The organism is Acidovorax sp. FW305-C-20-28, assembly GCF_058783375.1.
This window is the reverse complement of the sequence record NZ_JBYSYM010000029.1, coordinates 72,153-90,835: the sequence shown is the minus strand read 5'-3', so window position 1 is coordinate 90,835 and position 18,683 is coordinate 72,153. Positions and strand designations below refer to the sequence as shown.

The following is an 18,683-nucleotide window of genomic DNA, read 5'->3' as shown; positions in this document are numbered from 1 at the left end:
GCGCTGTTTCTTTGCCTACTTTCTTTTTGCGCAAAAAGAAAGTAGGTGCGCCGCCGGGCGCACATCCCGGCTCCCGCACTTAAACAAGGCATGCGGTAGCCATCGACACCAAGCTGAAGCCACAAAACAAAAACGGCCCACCGAAGTGAGCCGTTCTTGCTGTGCAAAAAGCAGAAGAAGCAGAAATTACTTCTTGCCCTTGCCCTTGCCCTTGGCGTCTGCAGCAGGAGCCGCTTCGGCAGGGGTCTCGACGACCACGACCGGAGCAGCCACGGACACCAGAACGGGATTGTTCTTGTTGCCACGGATCACGGCGCTCACGCCCTTGGGCAGCTTGATGTCCTTGAGGTGCAGCGAAGAACCCTTTTCCAGCTTGGACAGGTCCACAGCGATGAACTCAGGCAGGTCCGAAGGCATGCACGACACGTCGAGTTCGTTCACTACGGGGTTGACCATGCACTTGTCCACCTTCACGGCGGGCGATTCTTCAGCGCCGCTGTAGTGCAGTGGCACCTTCATGTGCAGCTTGGTCTTGGCATCCACGCGCTGGAAGTCGATGTGCAGCACGAGTTGCTTGTAGGGGTGGTATTGCACGTCACGCAGCAGAACCTTGCTGGTGGTGCCGGCGACTTCCATGTCCAGCACGCTGGAGTGGAAGGCTTCCTTCTTGAGGGCGTGCCACAGTGCGTTGTGGTCGATCTCGATCAGTTGGGGTTCAGCGGTACCGCCGTAGACGATGCCAGGCGTCTTGCCCGAATTGCGCAGACGGCGGCTCGCACCCGTACCCTGCTTGGCGCGCTCAAAAGCGACGAAGTTCATAACTAGCTCCTGAAAAGGGCAGACCGCGACCAGTCGTGCCCTGTTGAAAAAGACCTGCCTTGGCAGGCCACACTTTGCCCCCGAACCAACGGACAAGCCTCCCGAAGGAGGCTTGGTGTTCACCGTCCTGCAAAAACCGAAGGCCTCTTGCGAGGCCCGGGATTGTCAGAACAGGTTTTCCTGGTCCGAGAACAGACTCATCACCGACTCGCCCTTGGCAATGCGCTGGATCGTCTCGGCGATCAGCGGCGCCACGGAGAGCTGGCGGATTTTTGCGCATCCCTTGGCGTTGTCGTTCAAGGGAATCGTATTGGTCACCACCACTTCATCGAGGGCCGTGCCCTTGGCGATGCGTTCGATGGCAGGACCCGAGAAAATGGGGTGCGTGCAATAGGCGTACACGCTCTTGGCGCCGCGCTCCTTGAGCACTTCGGCGGCCTTCACCAGCGTGCCGGCGGTGTCGATCATGTCGTCCATGATCACGCAGTTGCGTCCTTCGATTTCGCCGATCACGTGCATCACCTCGGACACGTTGGCCTTGGGGCGGCGCTTGTCGATGATGGCCAGGTCGCAATTGAGCTGCTTGGCCAGAGCACGGGCGCGCACCACGCCGCCCACGTCGGGCGAGACCACGATCAGGTCTTCGTAGTTCTTCTGGCGCAGGTCACCCAGCAGCACGGGCGAGGCATAGATGTTGTCGACCGGAATGTCGAAGAAGCCCTGGATCTGGTCGGCGTGCAGGTCCATGGTCAGCACGCGGGCCACGCCCACGGCCTGCAGCATGTTGGCCACCACCTTGGCGGTGATGGGCACGCGCGAAGAACGGGGGCGGCGGTCCTGGCGGGCGTAGCCGAAGTAGGGGATCACGGCGCTGATGCGCTCTGCCGAGGCGCGCTTGAGCGCGTCGACCATGATCAGCAGTTCCATCAGGTTTTCGTTCGTGGGCGCGCAGGTGGACTGCACCACGAAGACGTCGCGTGCGCGCACGTTCTGCTTGATCTCGACAGTCACTTCACCGTCGGAGAAGCGGCCCACGTCGGCGGCGCCGAGGGTGGTTCCCAGATGCTGGGCGATTTCAGCTGCCATGCCAGGATTGGCATTGCCGGTGAATACCATGAAGTCGGGTTGATTGCCTTGCATGAGCGTCCCAGCGGTCTGAAATAAAAGCCCGTACGCGAGAGAAAGCGCGTGAAAGAAATTTGGCAGGGGAAGAAGGATTCGAACCTTCGCATGCCGGAATCAAAATCCGGTGCCTTAACCAGCTTGGCGACTCCCCTACACAGGTCAACTGCTGAAAGCAGCCAACCTCAATTCTCGTCTGATGCCCACCCAGCCAGGGGATGGACCATCAAATTGTCACATGCTTTGACCTGCCAGTCGCCCGGGGCGTCTTCCAGATCCACCGCATGTGGCATTTGCGCAAACACCGCACTTCCAGAGCCTGTCATCCTGGGCTGCAACCCGCGCTGTTCAAGCCATCTCAGGGCTTGCTTCACATCGGGGCACAGTGCCTCGGCAACCGGCTGCAGATCGTTTCGACCGAAGTCAAAGTGTGTTGCAGCAAAGCCTAAGATTGTAGCACACTCAGAATCGCGTTTTAGGTTCGGCGAAGAAAAAATTGCTTTTGTCTCCAAACCTGCCGCGGGCTTGACGACCGCGAAGCGCGCTTGCGGAAGTTGCTGTGCATTCTCAAGCGGCGTTATTGTCTCACCAATTCCGGTGACAAAAGCGTTCGTGCCGCATAAAAAAAACGGAACGTCTGCGCCGAGGCCGAGGCCGATCTTCTGCAGTGCTTGGCGCGACAGGTTCAGACCCCACAGCCGGTTGAGTGCCAGCAGGGTGCTGGCCGCATCCGAAGAGCCTCCTCCCATGCCGGCCTGCGCAGGCACGCGCTTCATGACGCCGATGTGCGCGCCCTGGGCGCAGCCCGTGGCTGCCTGCAGTGCATGCGCCGCGCGCAGCACGAGGTCCATCTCGGGAAGGGGTGGGCCCAGGTCCTCGCGGCTGATGGCACCGGCCGGGCGCCGTTCGAAATGCAGGGTGTCGCACCAGTCGATGAGCATGAACACCGACTGCAGCAGGTGGTAGCCATCGGCGCGACGGCCCGTGATGTGCAAAAACAGATTGAGCTTGGCCGGGGCCGGCACGTCGTACAGGGCTTGCATGGAAAGAAAGGGAGGAGCCGCCGGGCGTTCAGCGGCTGAAGGCAATGCGCAATGTGGCTTCGGGGGCGGGGTCGTGGCGCCGGGCCACCAGCCGGCCATCGGCCGTGCCCGAGAGGTCGGCCTGCCAGCCGCTGGCCGTGGCCTGGTTGCCATGGAGCCATTGGAAGATGGCAGCCACCGGTATGGCCGTGCCCGTCGCTTCACGCAACAGCTCATCGAGCGAGGCGGACTGGCGCTTCTCCTGCCCGGTGCTGAGCTCGGCGCGGCCATCTTCCCATTGCAGGCGCGCCAGCGTGTTGCCCAGCGGGGTGGTGAGGGTCAGCTCTCCCTTGTCGGGATTGCCTTGCAGATCGAACAGGGCCGAGAAGGATTGCGAGGCCTGCCCCTCCACCTGCAGGGACAGGCGGCCAGACCAGGCGGAGGAGGCGCGCGCACTACCGTCGGCCGCGCGGGGCGGCTGGGCGCAGCCGGTGAGCCACAGCAGGGCCAGCACCAGCCACCATGCCCAGGCGCGGTGCGTCGGCTGCGCGGCGGTGTTGCCGTGCATCAGGGCCTGGCCCCCAAGCGCTTGAGGGTTTCCTTGAGGCTGTCGTTCTCGGGGTTCAGGCGCAGGCCTTCGCGCCAGATGCCCAGGGCCTTGTCGCGCTCGCCCATGCTCCAGACGACCTCGCCCAGGTGGGCGGCAATCTCGGCATCGGGCCGGGCCTTGAACGCCGTTTCGAGCAGGCTGCGCGCCTTGGCCTTGTTGCCCATGCGGAACTCCACCCAGCCCAGGCTGTCGGTGATGAAAGGATCGCCCGGGGCCAGCTCCAACGCCTTGGTGATCAGCTGCCGGGCTTCGGGCAGGCGCAGACCGCGCTCGGCCAGCGAATAGCCCAGGGCGTTGTAGGCGTGGTGGTAGTCAGGCTGGCGCGCGATGATCTGGCGCAACAGCTTCTCCATGGTGTCGAACTGGCCGGTCTTTTCGGCCAGCATGGCCTGGTCGTAGAGCAGCTCGCCATCGTCCGGGGCCAGGGCCACGAGCTCGGTCTGTACTTCCAGGGCTTCCTTGAACTGGCGCTGGTCGCGCAGCAACTGCACTTCGGCCATCAGCTTCATGCGCTTGTCGTCGTCGGTCACGCCGGGCAGTGCGCGCAGCAGCGCGCGGGCCTGGGCCATCTTGCCCTGCTTGGCGAGCAGCGAGGCCCGGCGGCTCTGGGCGCTGAACAATTCACTCGAGTTCTCGATGCGTGCCAGCCAGCCTTCGGCCGCGGCGAAGTCCCCGCGCTTCTCGGCGATCTGCGCGTACAGGAGGTAGGCCTGGTTCAGGCTGCGCTGGCGTGCTTCGCGGTTGATGTCCGGGCCTTCGATGAGCGTCAGAAAACGCTTGAGCGAGGTCTCGGACAGGTCCAGGCGGTTGTCCTGCAGCTGCAGTGTCGCGAGAATCAGCCAGGGCTCGGGCAGGTCCGGTTTGGCGCGGGTCACCGACTCGAGCTGGGTCTTGGCCTCGCCGTACTTCTGCTGGCCCAGCAGCACGCGGGCGTAGGCCATCTGCATCTCGGGCGTGGCCTGCGGCTGGCGCGCGAAGTAGCGCGCCACCAGGGCTTCCCCTTCGGGCACGCCTTCTTCCTGAAGCTCCATGCCCAGCCGGGCCGGGCCTTCACTCGCAGGGTCCAGGTCCTGGGCGGCGCGGGCGCTGGCCAGTGCGCCCGTCTTGTCGCCGGCGGCCAGGCGCACGCGCCCGATGGCAATGTGCGCGGCCGACGCCGTGGCGGGTTTGGCCAGCTCGTCCACCAGGGCCTGTTCGACCACCTTGGCGGCCAGGGCCTTGTCGCTGACGCGGGCAAACATCTGGGGCACGATGCCCAGGATGGTGGGTTTGGCCTGGACCGGGGCCTGGGCCAGTTCCTGCCGCAGCAATTCAGGCGTCTCGCCAATGCGGTTCAGGGCGATCAGGATCTGCAGCACATAGCGGTTGGCCTCGCGCGACTCCGGCTGGGCCTCACGCCAGGCCCGGGCCGCCGCCAGCGCATGGTCGCCGGCGCGCGCCTGCAGGGCCATGTCGGCGGCCCGCTGGTAGAGCTGGGGGTTGTTGGTGCGCCGCGCCGCCTCCAGCATGAGCGCATAGCCCGTGCCCGCCTCGCCGGTGCGGGCGTTGATCTCGCCCATGAGGATTTCATAGAACAGCTCGGCATCCAGGGCCGGGTTGCTGCTCGCGGCATCGTCGGGTGCCGGTTCGGCCGCCGCAGGGGGGGCGCTGGCGGGCGGCTGCTGCGCGTGGCCCACACTGGCCACGGCGGCAAGAGCAACTGTCAACACGGCAGACCGAAAGTAGTTTGAAGGCACCATCGACCCATAATAATCCATGCATGACTACCTGTTCGTGAGGGCTTTGGATGCCTGAGTTGCCCGAAGTGGAAGTAACAAAACGCAGTTTTGCGCAGGCCATCGCGGGTGCCCGGGTCACGGCCGCGCGGCTGGGCAAGCCCTTGCGCTGGCCGCTGGGGGCCGAGGGCGATGCGCTGGTAGGGCGACAGGTCCTGGGGGTGCGCCGCCGTGGCAAGTACCTGCTGGTGGACCTGGACCAGGGCATCCTGCTCGTGCACCTGGGCATGTCCGGCAGCCTGCGCTTCGCCCATGGCCTGCCGCCGCCGGGCCCGCACGACCATTTCGACCTGGTCACCACCCAGGGCACCCTGCGCCTGCACGATCCCCGGCGCTTCGGCGCGGTGGTGCATGCCGCGGGCGAAGCCGATGCCGTGGCGCAGAAGCTGCTGGGCGGCCTGGGGCTGGAGCCGCTGTCCGAGGACTTCACCCTGGAGGCTTTCAGCCGCGGCATCAAGGCCTGCCGTGCGCCCATCAAGCAGATGCTGCTTTCGGGCAAGGTCGTGGTCGGGGTCGGTAACATCTATGCGTCGGAGGTACTGTTTCTGTCGGGTATTCGGCCCGCGACCCCTTCGGCGCGCATCGGCCCCGCCAGAATCGGGCGGCTGCACGCCGCCATACGCGAGGTGCTGGAGCGTGCCGTGGAACTGGGTGGCAGCACGCTCAAGGATTTTTCGAACGCCGACGGTGCCTATGGCAGCTACCAGGCCCATGCCAATGTGTACGGGCGCGAAGGCGCACCCTGCAAGGTCTGCGGCACACCCATCCGGGCGCTGCGCCAGGGCCAGCGCAGCAGCTATTTCTGTCCCCGCTGCCAACGGGCCTGAGGGTGCGCCGGGGTGGGCGCGGTGGCACAAATGTGGCGTATGCGGCCCATGATGGGGGGTAAGCACCATCCACAGCTATGGCCGGCGCGCAGTCGATGCTATATTTTGTTCAGTTCAGAAACAGTCGTTATCGAACGCCGGGAGCAAAGTGGGACCTTCATTCAACGAGCAGTTTGACCAGCATGGCGCGTGGAGACGTGCGTTCGCTCAGCAGCTCAAGCAGCTGGCCGAGTGGATGGATGCCCACGAGTTGATGGACGCCTCCGTCCAGGAGCGCCTGCAGCGCCTGGAGAGCCAGGTCCGCACCGACAAGGTGATGGTCGCCTTCGTTGCCGAGTTCTCGCGCGGCAAGTCCGAGCTGATCAACGCCATCTTCTTTGCCGACTACGGCCGGCGCATCATGCCCGCCAGCGCGGGGCGCACCACCATGTGCCCGACCGAGCTGGGCTACGACGCCGACTTCGCCCCCAGCCTGCGCCTTCTGCCCATCGAGACACGCCTGCAGATGCATGGCCTGGCCGAGTGGCGCCTGCGGCCCGACCGCTGGCAGGAGATCCCGCTGGACGTGAACGACCCCGACCAGATCGCCAAGGCCCTCGAAAAGGTGGCCGAGGTGCGCCGCGTGAGCCTGGACAATGCGCGCGCGCTGGGTTTCTGGCACGACGACCTGGTGGACGAGAACCCGATTCCCGATGCCAACGGCCTGGTCGAGGTGCCCATGTGGCGCCACGCCATCATCAACATCCCCCATCCACTGCTCAAGCAGGGGCTGGTGATCCTGGACACCCCGGGCCTGAACGCCGTGGGGGCCGAGCCCGAACTCACGGTGAACCTGATCCCCCAGGCCCATGCCGTGGTCTTCATCCTGAGCGCCGACACCGGAGTGACCCGCTCGGACCTGTCCATCTGGCGTGAGCACCTGGCCACCTCGGCCGAGAGCTTGGACGGCCGGCTGGTCGTGCTCAACAAGATCGACACCCTGTGGGACTCGCTCAATTCGGCCGAGCAGATCCAGGCGCAGATGGAGCGCCAGGTCAGAACGGCTGCCGAGATGCTGGGGGTCGCTCCCGACAAGGTGGTGCCTGTGTCCGCCCAGAAGGGCCTGGTCGCCAAGATTTCGGCCGACGACCTGCTGCTGGAGACCAGCGGCCTGCCCGTGCTCGAGGAATCCCTGGCCAAGGGCATCATGGGCCAGCGCCAGGCCATCCTGCGCGCGGCCGTGGCCACGGGTGTCGCCGGCCTGCGTGCCGAGACCGGGCGCGTCATCAACATCCGCCGGCGCGACCTGGATGACCAGATGGCCGAACTGCGCAGCCTGCGCGGCAAGAACGCCTCGGTCATCGAGTCCATGCGCCAGCGCATCGAGCAGGAGCAGCACGAGTTCGATCTCTCCGCCTCCAAGATCCAGGCCGTGCGCGCCGTGCACCTCAAGCTGCTGCGCGACGTGTTCCAGCAGCTGGGCTCCAAGGCGCTCAAGGTGGAACTGGCCGAGCTGGCGCAACTGCTGCAGCAAAAGGGCCTCAAGCTCGGTGTGAAGAAGATCTATGTGCAGACCTTCGACAAGCTGCGCGGCACGCTGGACAAGGCCCAGGCCTCGGGCACCGAGATCCAGGCCATGCTGGGTGGCACCTTCCGCCAGCTCAATGCCGAGTTCGGCTTCTCGCTGCAGGTACCGCCGCCTCCGCAACTGGAGCATTTCTCGCACGATCTGTCGCAGATCGAGCAGAGCCATCTGCAGTACCTGGGGGTGGGCAATTCGCTCAAGCTGGCGCAGCCCGAGTTTTCGGAGCGCCTGGTGCGCGCGCTGGCCATGCGCCTGCGCACCGTGTACGAGTCGGCCGCGAATGACCTGGAGCTGTGGAGCAAGTCCGCCACGGCCCAGCTCGATGCGCAGTTGCGCGAGCGCCGCCGCAGCTTTGCGCGGCGCATGGAGGCCGTGGACCGCATCCAGCAGGCGGCCAGCGGGCTGGTCGAGCGCATCGCCGAAATCGAAGAAGGCGAGGGCGAACTGATCCAGCTGGAGCACCGCCTGCAGGAGCTGACCTCGCAACTGATTGCACCGCCGGATGCCGATCCGGCCGCGAGCGAAGAGTCCGCCGTGGACGTGGCCTTGCCGCTTTCATGAGGGTTGCGGCGGGGGAAGTCGCCCGGCGCGTGGTGCGCTGGCAGGCGACGGCTGGGCGCAACCACCTGCCCTGGCAGAACACGCGCGACCCGTACCGGGTCTGGCTGTCCGAAATCATGCTGCAGCAGACGCAGGTGAGCACGGTGCTGGGCTACTACGCCCGCTTTCTGGAGCGCTTCCCCGACGTGCAGGCCCTGGCCCGCGCCCCGCAGGACGAAGTCATGGGCCTGTGGAGCGGCCTGGGCTACTACAGCCGGGCGCGCAACCTGCACGCCTGTGCACAGGCCGTGGTGGCCCTGCATGGCGGGGCCTTCCCGCGCACGGCGGAGGTGCTGGCCACCCTGCCGGGCATTGGCCGTTCCACGGCCGGGGCCATCGCCTCCTTCTGCTTTGCCGAGCGCACACCCATCCTCGATGCCAATGTGCGCCGCGTACTCACCCGGGTGCTGGGTTTTGACGCGGACCTTGCCGTTGCAAAGCACGAGCGCCTGCTGTGGGACGAAGCCGAGGCCCTGCTGCCCACCGACGACCTCGCCAACGCCATGCCGCGTTACACCCAGGGCCTGATGGACCTGGGCGCCTCGCTGTGCAGCCCGCGCAGCCCCGATTGCCTGCCGTGTCCGCTGCTGGACATCTGCGTGGCCGGCCAGGCCGGCGATGCCGAGCGCTACCCGGTGCGCACGCGCAAGCTCAAGCGCCGGGCCGAATCCTGGTGGCTGCTGGTGGTGCGCGATGGCGAGGGCCGCGTGTGGCTGGAGCGCCGGCCCGATTCCGGCATCTGGGCCGGGCTGTTCTGCCCGCCGGTGTTTGCCGACCCGGCGCATTTGCACGACCACCTGGCCCGGCTGTCCGTGGCACCGGGGCAGACCGAGGAACTGGGCGCCTTCCTGCATGTGCTGACGCACCGCGACCTGCATCTGCACCCCGTGCTGCTCACAGCGCGCATGGGTGGCGCCATGCCCGGGGAGGGTGGCTGGTACGGTGCCAGCGAGTGGGAGGCCATGGGGCTGCCTGCGCCCATCCGCAAGCTGCTGGGCAATCTCTTCGGCAGTCTCTTGTAGCCGGGCGGCTGTTTCAGCGACCGTCCAGCTCGCGGTGGCGCCGCAGCGTGGCCCAGCGCCGGCCAAAGGCCTCGGCGAGGCGTTCCACCAAATACACCGAGCGGTGCTGGCCCCCCGTGCAGCCGATGGCCACCGTCACGTAGCTGCGGTGGTTGCGGTCCAGCATGTCCAGCCAGTGGGCCAGAAAGCCTTCAATGTGGCTTTGCATCAGTGCCACATCCGGTTGGGCGCGCAGAAAATCGGCCACCGGGGCATCCAGGCCGGTTTTGTCACGCAGTTCGGGTTCGTAGTGCGGGTTGGGCAGCATGCGCACGTCGAACACATAGTCCGAGTCCACGGGCAGGCCCCGCTTGAAGGCGAAGGACTGGAACACCAGGGTCAGTTGCCCGGGCGCCGTTGCCATCAAGGTCTTTACGTAACTTTGCAATTGCGAGGCGCGGATGGCGCTGGTATCGATGACATGCGCCTCCTCGCGCAGCTCGGCCAACAGCTCGCGCTCGAGTTCGATGATCTGCACCAGCGCGCGCCGGCCCTGCTTGAGCGCATCCGGGGTCAGCTCGTCGTGCGACAGCGGGTGGCGCCGGCGTGTCTCGGAAAAGCGCCGCACCAGGGTGTCGATGGTCGCGTCCAGGAACAGCGAGTGCACGACCACGCCCTGCTTGCGCAGCCGGTCCAGTTCCAGCGGTACCAGCGGCAGCGAGGTGGCGCTGCGCACATCCATGGCAATGGCTACGCGGTTGCCATGGTGGCGGTGCTCCAGCGAGACGAAGGCCGGCAGCAGCTCGGGCGGCAGGTTGTCCACGCAGTAATAGCCCGCATCCTCCAGGGCATGCAGGGCCACCGACTTGCCGGAGCCGGACATGCCCGTGATCAGCACAATCTCAAGCGCCATCGGTCTCTTTCCTCCTTCGGGGGCTGCGCGGGGCCTTGGACGGCGGTGGTGCGATGGCGAGCATTTCGCGCGCATGGGCCACGGTCACCTTGCTGGAGTCGTCGCCGCCCAGCATGCGCGCCATTTCGGAAATGCGGTCCTCGCCCTGCACCGCCACCACCTGGCTGGCCGTTCCCTTGGCGCCGCTGCGCTTGGAGACCACCAGGTGGTGGTCGGCGCGCGCTGCCACCTTGGGCAGGTGGGTGACGGTGAGCACCTGGCGGTCGCGCCCCAGCTGCTGCATGAGGCGGCCGACGGTGTCGGCCACGGCCCCGCCCACGCCCGAGTCCACCTCGTCGAAGATCAGGGTGGGGGCTTCGCCCAGGGCGCTGGTGGTGACCGCGATGGCCAGCGAAATGCGCGACAGCTCGCCGCCCGAGGCCACCTTGCCGATGGGCCGCGGGCTTGCGCCCGGGTGGCCCGCCACGAGGAAGGCCACGTCGTCCGTACCGTGGGCGGCGGGCTCGGCCAGCTTGCCCAGGGACACCTCGAACTGGCCGCCGGCCATGCCCAGGCCTTGCATGGCCTGGGTGATGGCGGTCGATAGCCGGGGCGCACCCTTGGCCCGCGCCAGCGACAGGGCACGCGCCGCGGCCTGGTAGGCCCGGGCGCTGGCGGCCTCGGCCTTTTCCAGCGCCACCAGATCGGCGGCGGCATCGAGTTGTTGCAGTTCGGCCTTCCAGCCGTGCAGCAGGGCGGGCAGCTCCACGGGGCTGCGCTTGTAGCGCCGTGCGAGTGTCATCCACAGCGACAGGCGCGTATCCACGGCGGCCAGGCGCTCAGGGTCCAGGTCGTTGTGGCGCAGATAGGCGTGCAGCGAATGCACGACATCGCCCGCCTGCGCCACGGCGGAGTTGAGGATGTCGGCGGCGCTGGCGAACTCGGCCTCCAGGTGCTCATGGCCCTGCAGCAGGTCCTGCGCGCGGGACAGGCCGTCCAACGCGCCGCCATCGCCCTCGGCATCCGTGCCCGAGAGGGCTGCGATGGCGGCGTTGGCCGCGTCCATCAGCGCCGAGGCGTTGGACAGGCGCTTGTGCTGGGCATCGAGCTCGGGCCACTCGTCGTCGCCCGGGGCCAGCTTGTCCACCTCGGCGATCTGCCATTGCAGGCGCTCGCGCTCCTGCTGCAGCGTGGCCTGGGCGGCGCGGGCCTGGGCCAGGGCCTTCTGGTCCTGGCGCCACTGGTTCCAGCGCTCGGCCGTGGGGCGGTCGCTCGTGCCGGCGTAGGCGTCGAGCAGGCCACGCACCGATTCGGGCCGGGTCAGGCTCTGCCAGGCGTGCTGGCCATGGATGTCGAGCAGCAGCTCGCCGAGCGCGCGCAACTGTGTGGCCGTGGCGGGTGTGCCGTTGATCCAGCCGCGGCTCTTGCCCTGGGTGTCCACCGTGCGGCGCAGCAGCAGAAGGTCTTCGCCCTCCAGCCCGGCCTCTTCGAGCCAGGGGCGGATGTGGGCCGGGGCGTCGAATTCGGCGCAGACATCGGTGCGGGGGCAGCCCTCGCGCACCAGGGCGGCATCGGCGCGGGCCCCGAGCACCAGCTGCACGGCGTCGATGAGGATGGACTTGCCGGCACCGGTCTCGCCTGTGAGCACGGTGAAGCCGCTTTGCAGGTCCAGCTCCAGCGCCTGGACGATGACGAAGTCGCGCAGGGTGATGCGCCGCAGGGCCATGGTCAGGAGCCCCCGTCGTTCCAGCGCAGCTTCTTGCGCAGCGTAGCGAAATAGTTCCAGCCCAGGGGGTGCAGAAAGTGCACGCAGTGTTCGGAACGCTGCACGAGGATGCGGTCGCCGTGCAGCAACGAGGCCAGCGACTGCATGTCGAAATTGGCGCTCACGTCGCGGCCACTGACCACCTCGACAGCGATCTCTGTGGCGTCTGACAGCACGATGGGACGGTTGGACAGGGTGTGCGGCGCAATCGGCACCAGCACCCAGCCGGGGATGGACGGGTGCAGCATGGGGCCGCCGGCCGACAGCGCGTAGGCCGTGGAGCCCGTGGGCGAGGCGATGATCAGGCCGTCGGCGCGCTGGTTGGCCACGAAGCGCCCGCCCACCTCCACGCGCAGCTCCACCATGCCCGAGGTGGCGCCCCGGTTCACGACCACGTCGTTCATGGCCAGTGCCTCGAAGACCACCTGGCCATCGCGCACCACGCGGGCATGCATCAGCGGGCGCAGGTCTTCCTCGTATTCGCCCTGCAGCATCGGGGGCAGGGTGGTCTGGTAGGTGCCGAAGGGGATGTCGGTGATGAAGCCCAGCCGCCCCTGGTTGATGCCGATCAGCGGGGTCTTGTGGCGCGCCAGCTGCCGGCCTATGCCCAGCATGGTGCCGTCGCCTCCCACCACCAGGCCCAGGTCGCACTGGGTGCCGATGGTGTCCACATCCATCGTGGGGTAGTCGGACAGGCCGGCATTGGCGGCCGTCTCGGCCTCCAGGGCCACGCTGCAGCCCTGGCCTTGCAGGAATTGCGCGATGTCCTGCAGGGCCTGGCGTGAGCCCTCGGTCATGGAAGAGGCGCCTGCAGCCGATGCCTGCTGGTACTTGCCGATGAGCGCTACATGGCGGAAATTGGAGGGCATCGTCAAATTACATCATTGTTGTGGGAACACGGAGCCTGGGCGAGGCCTTGCGTCCGGCGGGGGCAAGTTGCGCAATGCTAGTGCATCCCATGCGGACTTCTCTGTACAACGATAGACGAAACGCGACAGGGAAACACCCGCTTCCCTCATTAAAATCGACCGCATGCTTGATGACCGTGCCAAGTTGCTGCTCAAGGCGCTCGTGGAGCGCTACATAGCCGACGGACAGCCCGTGGGCTCGCGCACGCTCTCGCGCGCCTCCGGCATGGACCTGTCGCCGGCGACCATCCGCAATGTGATGGCCGACCTTGAAGAACTCGGCCTGATCGCCAGCCCGCACACTTCGGCCGGGCGCATTCCCACGGCCAAGGGCTATCGTCTGTTCGTCGACACGATGTTGACCGTGCAGCGTGACCCTTTGATTTCACCGCCGCTGGCGCCCGAGCAGCCGCAGAAGGTGATTGCCAATGCCGCCAACCTGCTGTCCAACCTGTCGCAGTTCGTGGGTGTGGTGATGGCGCCACGGCGCACCTCGGTGTTCCGGCACATCGAATTCCTGCGCCTGTCGGAGCGGCGCTTCCTGGTGATCATCGTCTCGCCCGAGGGCGATGTGCAGAACCGCGTGATCTTCACCGACATCGATCACTCGCAGTCGCAGCTGATCGAGGCCGCCAATTTCCTCAACGCCAACTACGCCGGCCTGGCCATGGAGCAGGTGCGCGAGCGCCTGAAGTCCGAGGTGGATGCACTGCGCGGCGAGATCGGCACGCTCATGCAGGCGGCCGTCAATGTGGGCTCGGAGGGGGAGGCGCAGGACGAGGTGGTCATCTCCGGCGAGCGCAACCTGCTGTCCGTGAGCGACTTTTCGAGCGACATGGGCAATCTGCGCCGCGCTTTCGATCTTTTCGAGCAAAAGACGCAGATTCTGCGGCTCATGGACTTCTCCAGCCAGGCCGAGGGCGTACGCATCTACATCGGCGGCGAAAGCCAGGTCGTGCCGTTCGAGGAACTCTCCATCGTGAGCTCCCCCTACGAGGTGGACGGCAAGGTGGTAGGCACCCTGGGCGTGATCGGCCCGACACGCATGCCCTACGATCGCATGATCCAGATCGTGGACATCACCTCCAAGCTGGTCTCCAATGCGCTGAGCCACCGCCGCTGAGCGCCTGCTTGCCCCTACAATACCGCGTGCCCCATCTTCGGTCTGGTACAAGGGGCGTTAGCTCAGTTGGTTAGAGCAGAGGACTCATAATCCTTTGGTCGCGGGTTCAAGTCCCTCACGCCCTACCATATCCCTTCTGCCATAGTTGCTATCAAAATTGCAGCTATCAGCATGCTTGGCGTTTCGCGCCGCGCTATTTTCCCCGCCTTACCACCCCCTGCACCCTCCCCTGCCCGGGGAGGGCTCGCCAGAGCATCTGCATGTAACTTGTGCGCCGAATCACTGCGGTGATGCAACGTTACCGTTACGATGCAAAGACACGTTATGTCACGTTTGCAGGCCTGCAGGGGTGGGCCTTGCGGCGCGCTGGCGTGGTGCATGTCAGAACGATAGGCCAAACGGTCCTGGCATCCGCAGTTTTCTCCCCCGAAATGGCGGCCCTGGGTGAAGCGGGCCGCGAGCGCGTGCCCGGTCATTTTTATTTTTGGAGTCCTCGATGCGGTATCTCATTGTTTTATTTTTGTCGGCGCTGACCACCTTTGCCCAGGCTGCGAACTTCGTTTCGATGCACCAGTCTGCGCACAAGATCGCGCTGCCGCCAGCGCCTGGCACCTTCAACTACACCTTTGACACCAAGGTCGGCTTCAAGGCGCAGTACGCGCCTACCGGCGTGACGGGCTGTGCCATTGGCTTTGGCACGGGCGGCTGCGCCTTCCCTGGTGGTGGTTCCCTTTCCCTGCCCGAGTTCACTGGTTTCCAGATGCAGAGCCAGGAGTTCAAGATCTTCATTCCTGCAGGTTCGCGTTCGTTCCTGTTCTCCGGCTATGCCCCCCAGGGCACCCAGTCGGCCTTCGTGCTGCGCTATGGCAAGGAGCCTACGCGTACCGCTCCTCTGAGTGGCAGCGAGTACCAAGCCGCACAGACCGGTGAGCGCATCGACACCGCGTTTGCACGCCTGGTTACCCAAGACGTTGACCATTTCGTCGTGCACGACGGCGGCGGCACCCTGCGCTTCGTGGGCGGTCAGCTCGATGCCAACCGCGGCAGCACCGACCAGGGCAAGTGGCTCTACGTGCGCCAGCTGAGTGGTGCTGCCCTCTTCGACTACCAGGGCGCCATCGATGTGGACATGCCCAAATACGCCGCGGGCTACAACGCCATCACCTGGACCACCAGCGCCTTCCCGGACCCCGTGGACGCAGCCAGCCCTGGCGGTGGCACGACCAATCCTCCTGGCGGCGGCGGCACGACCAACCCACCGGCCACGGGCACGACAGTCACCACCACGGTGGCTTCCGCCGCCGGCCAGCCCCTCAAGCTGGACATCACGATGACGCAGTCCGCGGCAGAAGTCGCGGCCAATCCACAGATCAGCACCTGGGTGGCTGCGCGCATTCCCGCCAACGGCCTGTTCTACACGACGGACGTCTGGTTCTTCCGCAAGGTCGATGGCTGGGCCCAGCTGGTGCTGCCTTTCCCCGAGAGCGTGGCCTATTCCAGCCTGGGTACGAATGCTGCCAGCCTGAAGTTCACGCCCTCGATGGACCTGGCGGACACGGACCTGCGTGCCTTCAACATCGAGATCTACTTTGGCTACAAGACCAGCACGGGCGCCTTTGTGAGCAAGGGCAAGGTCTGGCCCCAGTAATGGGACGGCGCATTCGCGCCATGCCCGCTTGCACAAAAAGGCCCTTCGGGGCCTTTTTGCATGGTGCCGCCGAGCGGTGGCGCATCCAGACGCGCCGTGGAGGGCGTGCGCACAATCGGAGCGCAGGCCAATAAATTTGGCCTTTTTGCCTGAAGCCCGCTTTGGCGTGCGCTACAATACGTGCAGCAGACGAGTTCTGTGATTGCCCCGGGGTTTTACGTTGAGGCAAACGCAGCAAGCAGCGATTTTTTGAAATGTTGAAAAATCCATGCTATAATTCAAAGCTTAGCGGCTGTAGCTCAGCTGGATAGAGTACTTGGCTACGAACCAAGGGGTCGTGGGTTCGATTCCTGCCAGCCGCACCAACAGGTAAGCCCTGATATCGCAAGGTATCAGGGCTTTTTCCTTTGTGCCTTTGCGCTTTCATTCCGCGCTCGCTGGCCGGGGGTGATCTGGGGCAACTGCTTTCCCCACCGCGTGCAGTTCGCGCCGTACTCCTACACCTTCACCGCCGCAGCCGGCGCACGCTGGGGGACCTTCCACTGCTGCTGTCGCCCACGTGCATGCCCACGTCCTCACCTGCCAATTCCAACGCGATCCCGCGATGGAACACCTCGCATCCACCCCGGTGGTGGCAGATGCGGAAGCCGTGCTGTTCAGTTGGACGGACCGCGAGGGCCGGGGCTATGAGGTGCTGTTGCGCGGGAGCGACCGGCTGGTGGCCGCACTCCGCTTCGATGCACAGGAGTGCCATGCCGCGACCCAGGAATTGGGCTTGCAGTGCAAGGCGCTCGGGCTTGCCTGGGAGGCCATGGCGCCCTCGGCAGACACCGCGTGGACCGCGGCTCATGCGAACGCGGGTGGGGTCGGGTCGCATGGAATCTTTTCTCCCGGAGTTGTCCGCCATGGCCACTGATCCCGAGGAGCATCCGCTGCACCAAGTGCCGGAGCATCTGCCCCGGCCCCCTGGTGACCTGCCGCCTGGCAGCACACCAGCGCCGTCCCCTGGGCCCAAACCGCAGCCCGGCGCGGTGCCGTCGCCGGACGGGGTTGGGCCGTATGCGGGCGAAGTGGAGGATGAAGCCGCAGATCCGGTGGGCAGGCCACCCCGGTTGTGAAAGCCCAGCGGCTGGCAGGGCGGCGGCGCGTCAGCCGGCGAGCGGGCGTTCGAGAATCGCCACCATCGTCTGCACGGTCTTGGCCGACATTTGCAGATCGGGCGACAGTATCTGGACTAGGCGCCAGCCTTCCTGTGCCTCCCGATTGAGAATGGTCTTGAGGTCGGGCAGGGGCGCAGCCTTCATGCCCGCGAGAAAGCCTTGCTTCCATTCGATGTCGAGGGTCCTGTACTCGTGTTTGGGCATGGCGGGAGGCTCCACGTGTTCAAGGTCCCCGACGCTCACTGCAAAGGCCGCAGCCAGCGCTTTTTTCGATTGCAGCGATGCCGTTGCATCGGTCTCGATGCGCTGCACCGTGCGCAGGTTCAGCCCACAGGCCATGGCGAGTTCTTCCTGGGACCAGGATTTTTCCGATCGGAGCCGTTTGACCAGTGCGGAGTTGATGTTGTTCATCTTCGTCTTGCAGTCCTGGGACCTGTGCAGGGATGGGAGGGGGTGGGCGGCATCCGCATGATCCATGCAAATGCTGGAAATCTCCACCCATCCGCTGCGGCAATACCCCGGCGAACCTGCGGCAATGAGACGACAGTGGGTGCCAGCACGTGTTCCGTTGCCGGGGCCGGGCATTGTGCCTGGCGGGTCGATGCCCCCTTTTGGGGGATGAAGGAAGCCTGCCGGCACACCCCCGGCTGCCTTATGCTGCTGCTCCAGCAAGGTGCGCAGCCGCTTCGAGCTGTCGCCAACGAGGGGGATGGGAATGGGCAAGGGAAAAAGATCGCGGGGTGTGTCCACGCTGGTCTTCATGGGCGGCCTGGCCGTGCTGCTGGTGGCGGCGTTGGCCTGGGGTGGCTACCAGAGGTCGCAGCGCAAGGCCGAGGCAGCCCAGGCCATCGTGCTGGCCAATGAGCGCCTGGACAAGGCGCACAAGCAGTGGATGGAGGCCATGCAGGTGGTCCGGAGCACGCCGCGCGTCGGTCTGTCCACGCCAGTGCTGACGATGCAGGCCCTGCGACAGGAGGTGCAGGCGTTGGCACTGCCCCGCTGCCTGGAGAAAAGCCGCGGGCATTTCGTGGCGGGCATGGACGCGCAGCTCGAAGGCATCGTCGCCTTCATCCGCGCCGACATGGACAAGGAGGCCTTGCGCGCCTACACCACGGCCAAGACACGGCTGATGAACGAGAATTTCGTGGAATTCGGCAACAAGGCATCCGCCTGCCCGGCGAACGGGTGAGCCCGGCGGGTGGGGTCACTGCGGGGGTAACATGCCCCCATGAGCAAGGCATTCACCAAGGAATCCGACGCGCAGGCCGATGACGACGAAGGGCCTGCGCTGCCCCCCATTCCCCCGGGTTCGCGCAATTACATGACGCCTGCAGGCTACGCGCGGCTGCGCGGTGAGTTGCTGGACCTGATCGACAACGAACGCCCGAAGATCGTCGAAGTGGTCCACTGGGCCGCCAGCAATGGCGACCGGTCGGAGAATGGCGACTACCTCTATGGCAAGAAGCGCCTGCGCGAGATCGACCGGCGCATCCGCTTCCTCACCAAGCGGCTCGAAGTAGCCGAAGTGGTGGACCCGCTGGTCCACGCCGGCAGCGATCAGGTGTTCTTCGGCGCCACTGTGACGTATGTGGACGAAGAAGACGCAACCAGCACCATCACCATCATGGGTATCGACGAGGCCGACAGCGGACGAGGCCAGGTGAGCTGGGTATCACCTGTAGCCCGCGCCCTGCTCAAGAGCCGGGTGGGCGACGAGGTGCCGTTGCCGACGCCGGGCGGGGTGCGCTCGCTCGAAGTGCTGGAGGTGCGCTACGAGCGCCACGATCCGGCCGAGCCCGGCGCGGCGCCGGCGGCTTCATAGCAAGAGGAGGGCTGCCATGCTGTGC

Annotated in this window: 17 protein-coding genes and 3 tRNA genes; 10 read left to right on the top strand and 10 right to left on the bottom strand. The window is 65.9% G+C overall.

Translation table 11 applies throughout. The features are described from left to right. Positions 1–186 precede the first annotated feature (186 nt). The 6 genes from AC3WOH_RS27245 to AC3WOH_RS27220 form a co-directional block, all read right to left on the bottom strand. The gene (locus AC3WOH_RS27245) at positions 187–819 is read right to left on the bottom strand and encodes a 50S ribosomal protein L25/general stress protein Ctc (RefSeq protein WP_184857071.1); all 633 of its coding nucleotides are present in this window, start codon (positions 817–819) and stop codon (positions 187–189) included. A gap of 165 nt (positions 820–984) precedes the next feature. Continuing rightward, the gene (locus tag AC3WOH_RS27240; protein WP_184857070.1) at positions 985–1,959 is read right to left on the bottom strand and encodes a ribose-phosphate pyrophosphokinase; all 975 of its coding nucleotides are present in this window, start codon (positions 1,957–1,959) and stop codon (positions 985–987) included. Positions 1,960–2,019: 60 nt separating this feature from the next. After that, positions 2,020–2,096 (bottom strand) — tRNA-Gln (locus tag AC3WOH_RS27235). A gap of 30 nt (positions 2,097–2,126) precedes the next feature. Then, entirely contained in the window at positions 2,127–2,984 is an 858-nt protein-coding gene (gene ispE / locus AC3WOH_RS27230) for a 4-(cytidine 5'-diphospho)-2-C-methyl-D-erythritol kinase (RefSeq protein ID WP_492232429.1), read from the bottom strand. Positions 2,985–3,012: 28 nt separating this feature from the next. Further along, on the bottom strand, positions 3,013–3,531 hold the full coding sequence (locus AC3WOH_RS27225; protein ID WP_492232428.1) for an outer membrane lipoprotein LolB: 519 nt from the start codon (positions 3,529–3,531) through the stop codon (positions 3,013–3,015). Continuing rightward, positions 3,531–5,330 (bottom strand): tetratricopeptide repeat protein, encoded by a 1,800-nt coding sequence (locus AC3WOH_RS27220; RefSeq protein ID WP_492232427.1) that lies wholly within the window; start codon positions 5,328–5,330, stop codon positions 3,531–3,533. Before AC3WOH_RS27220 ends, AC3WOH_RS27225 begins: the two co-directional genes overlap by 1 nt. Positions 5,331–5,359: 29 nt before the next feature. Here AC3WOH_RS27220 and mutM point away from each other — a divergent pair, with 29 nt between their 5' ends. The 3 genes from mutM to mutY all read left to right on the top strand — a co-directional run bounded on the left by mutM (position 5,360) and on the right by mutY (position 9,361). Next, positions 5,360–6,175, top strand: a complete 816-nt coding sequence (gene mutM / locus AC3WOH_RS27215; RefSeq protein WP_492232426.1) for a bifunctional DNA-formamidopyrimidine glycosylase/DNA-(apurinic or apyrimidinic site) lyase — start codon at positions 5,360–5,362, stop codon at positions 6,173–6,175. Between the two features lie 148 nt (positions 6,176–6,323). Beyond that, positions 6,324–8,300 carry a dynamin family protein gene (locus tag AC3WOH_RS27210; protein ID WP_492232425.1) on the top strand — a complete coding sequence of 659 codons (1,977 nt, stop codon included), beginning with the start codon at positions 6,324–6,326 and terminating at the stop codon, positions 8,298–8,300. Then, entirely contained in the window at positions 8,297–9,361 is a 1,065-nt protein-coding gene (mutY, locus tag AC3WOH_RS27205) for an A/G-specific adenine glycosylase (RefSeq protein WP_492232424.1), read from the top strand. Before AC3WOH_RS27210 ends, mutY begins: the two co-directional genes overlap by 4 nt. Before the next feature lie 13 nt (positions 9,362–9,374). Here mutY and rapZ read toward each other — a convergent pair whose 3' ends face one another. Genes rapZ through AC3WOH_RS27190 form a run of 3 tightly spaced genes read right to left on the bottom strand, consistent with a single transcriptional unit; the run spans position 9,375 to position 12,866 of the window. Next, positions 9,375–10,253, bottom strand: coding sequence for an RNase adapter RapZ (gene rapZ / locus AC3WOH_RS27200; RefSeq protein ID WP_492232423.1), 879 nt, complete (start codon positions 10,251–10,253; stop codon positions 9,375–9,377). Beyond that, positions 10,243–11,958 (bottom strand): DNA repair protein RecN, encoded by a 1,716-nt coding sequence (recN, locus tag AC3WOH_RS27195; RefSeq protein WP_492232422.1) that lies wholly within the window; start codon positions 11,956–11,958, stop codon positions 10,243–10,245. The genes rapZ and recN overlap by 11 nt, the downstream gene beginning before the upstream one ends. A 2-nt stretch (positions 11,959–11,960) precedes the next feature. Beyond that, a complete protein-coding gene (locus tag AC3WOH_RS27190; RefSeq protein WP_492232421.1) occupies positions 11,961–12,866 on the bottom strand; it encodes an NAD kinase in 906 nt (301 codons plus the stop codon). A 163-nt stretch (positions 12,867–13,029) separates the two neighbouring features. Here AC3WOH_RS27190 and hrcA point away from each other — a divergent pair, with 163 nt between their 5' ends. From hrcA to AC3WOH_RS27165, 5 genes are all read left to right on the top strand, one after another. After that, a complete protein-coding gene (gene hrcA, locus AC3WOH_RS27185) occupies positions 13,030–14,028 on the top strand; it encodes a heat-inducible transcriptional repressor HrcA (RefSeq protein WP_007855554.1) in 999 nt (332 codons plus the stop codon). A gap of 51 nt (positions 14,029–14,079) precedes the next feature. Then, positions 14,080–14,156: transfer RNA gene (locus AC3WOH_RS27180), tRNA-Ile, on the top strand. A gap of 368 nt (positions 14,157–14,524) precedes the next feature. Beyond that, positions 14,525–15,676 (top strand): hypothetical protein, encoded by a 1,152-nt coding sequence (locus AC3WOH_RS27175; protein WP_492232420.1) that lies wholly within the window; start codon positions 14,525–14,527, stop codon positions 15,674–15,676. A 288-nt stretch (positions 15,677–15,964) separates the two neighbouring features. Further along, positions 15,965–16,041: transfer RNA gene (locus AC3WOH_RS27170), tRNA-Arg, on the top strand. Between the two features lie 239 nt (positions 16,042–16,280). Next, on the top strand, positions 16,281–16,592 hold the full coding sequence (locus AC3WOH_RS27165) for a hypothetical protein (protein WP_492232419.1): 312 nt from the start codon (positions 16,281–16,283) through the stop codon (positions 16,590–16,592). A gap of 232 nt (positions 16,593–16,824) precedes the next feature. On the opposite strand, the gene AC3WOH_RS27160 is transcribed toward AC3WOH_RS27165, so the two are convergent. Further along, positions 16,825–17,598: a DUF4177 domain-containing protein gene (locus tag AC3WOH_RS27160; RefSeq protein WP_492232418.1), complete on the bottom strand. Its 774-nt coding sequence runs from the start codon at positions 17,596–17,598 to the stop codon at positions 16,825–16,827. Between AC3WOH_RS27160 and AC3WOH_RS27155 the strand changes: the two genes are divergently transcribed. Together AC3WOH_RS27155 and greB are read left to right on the top strand one after the other, a co-directional pair. Then, entirely contained in the window at positions 17,579–18,025 is a 447-nt protein-coding gene (locus AC3WOH_RS27155) for a hypothetical protein (RefSeq protein ID WP_492232417.1), read from the top strand. The two genes, AC3WOH_RS27160 and AC3WOH_RS27155, sit on opposite strands and share 20 nt — an antisense overlap. 39 nt (positions 18,026–18,064) lie before the next feature. Further along, positions 18,065–18,658, top strand: a complete 594-nt coding sequence (gene greB, locus AC3WOH_RS27150; protein ID WP_492232416.1) for a transcription elongation factor GreB — start codon at positions 18,065–18,067, stop codon at positions 18,656–18,658. Positions 18,659–18,683: the final 25 nt, after the last annotated feature.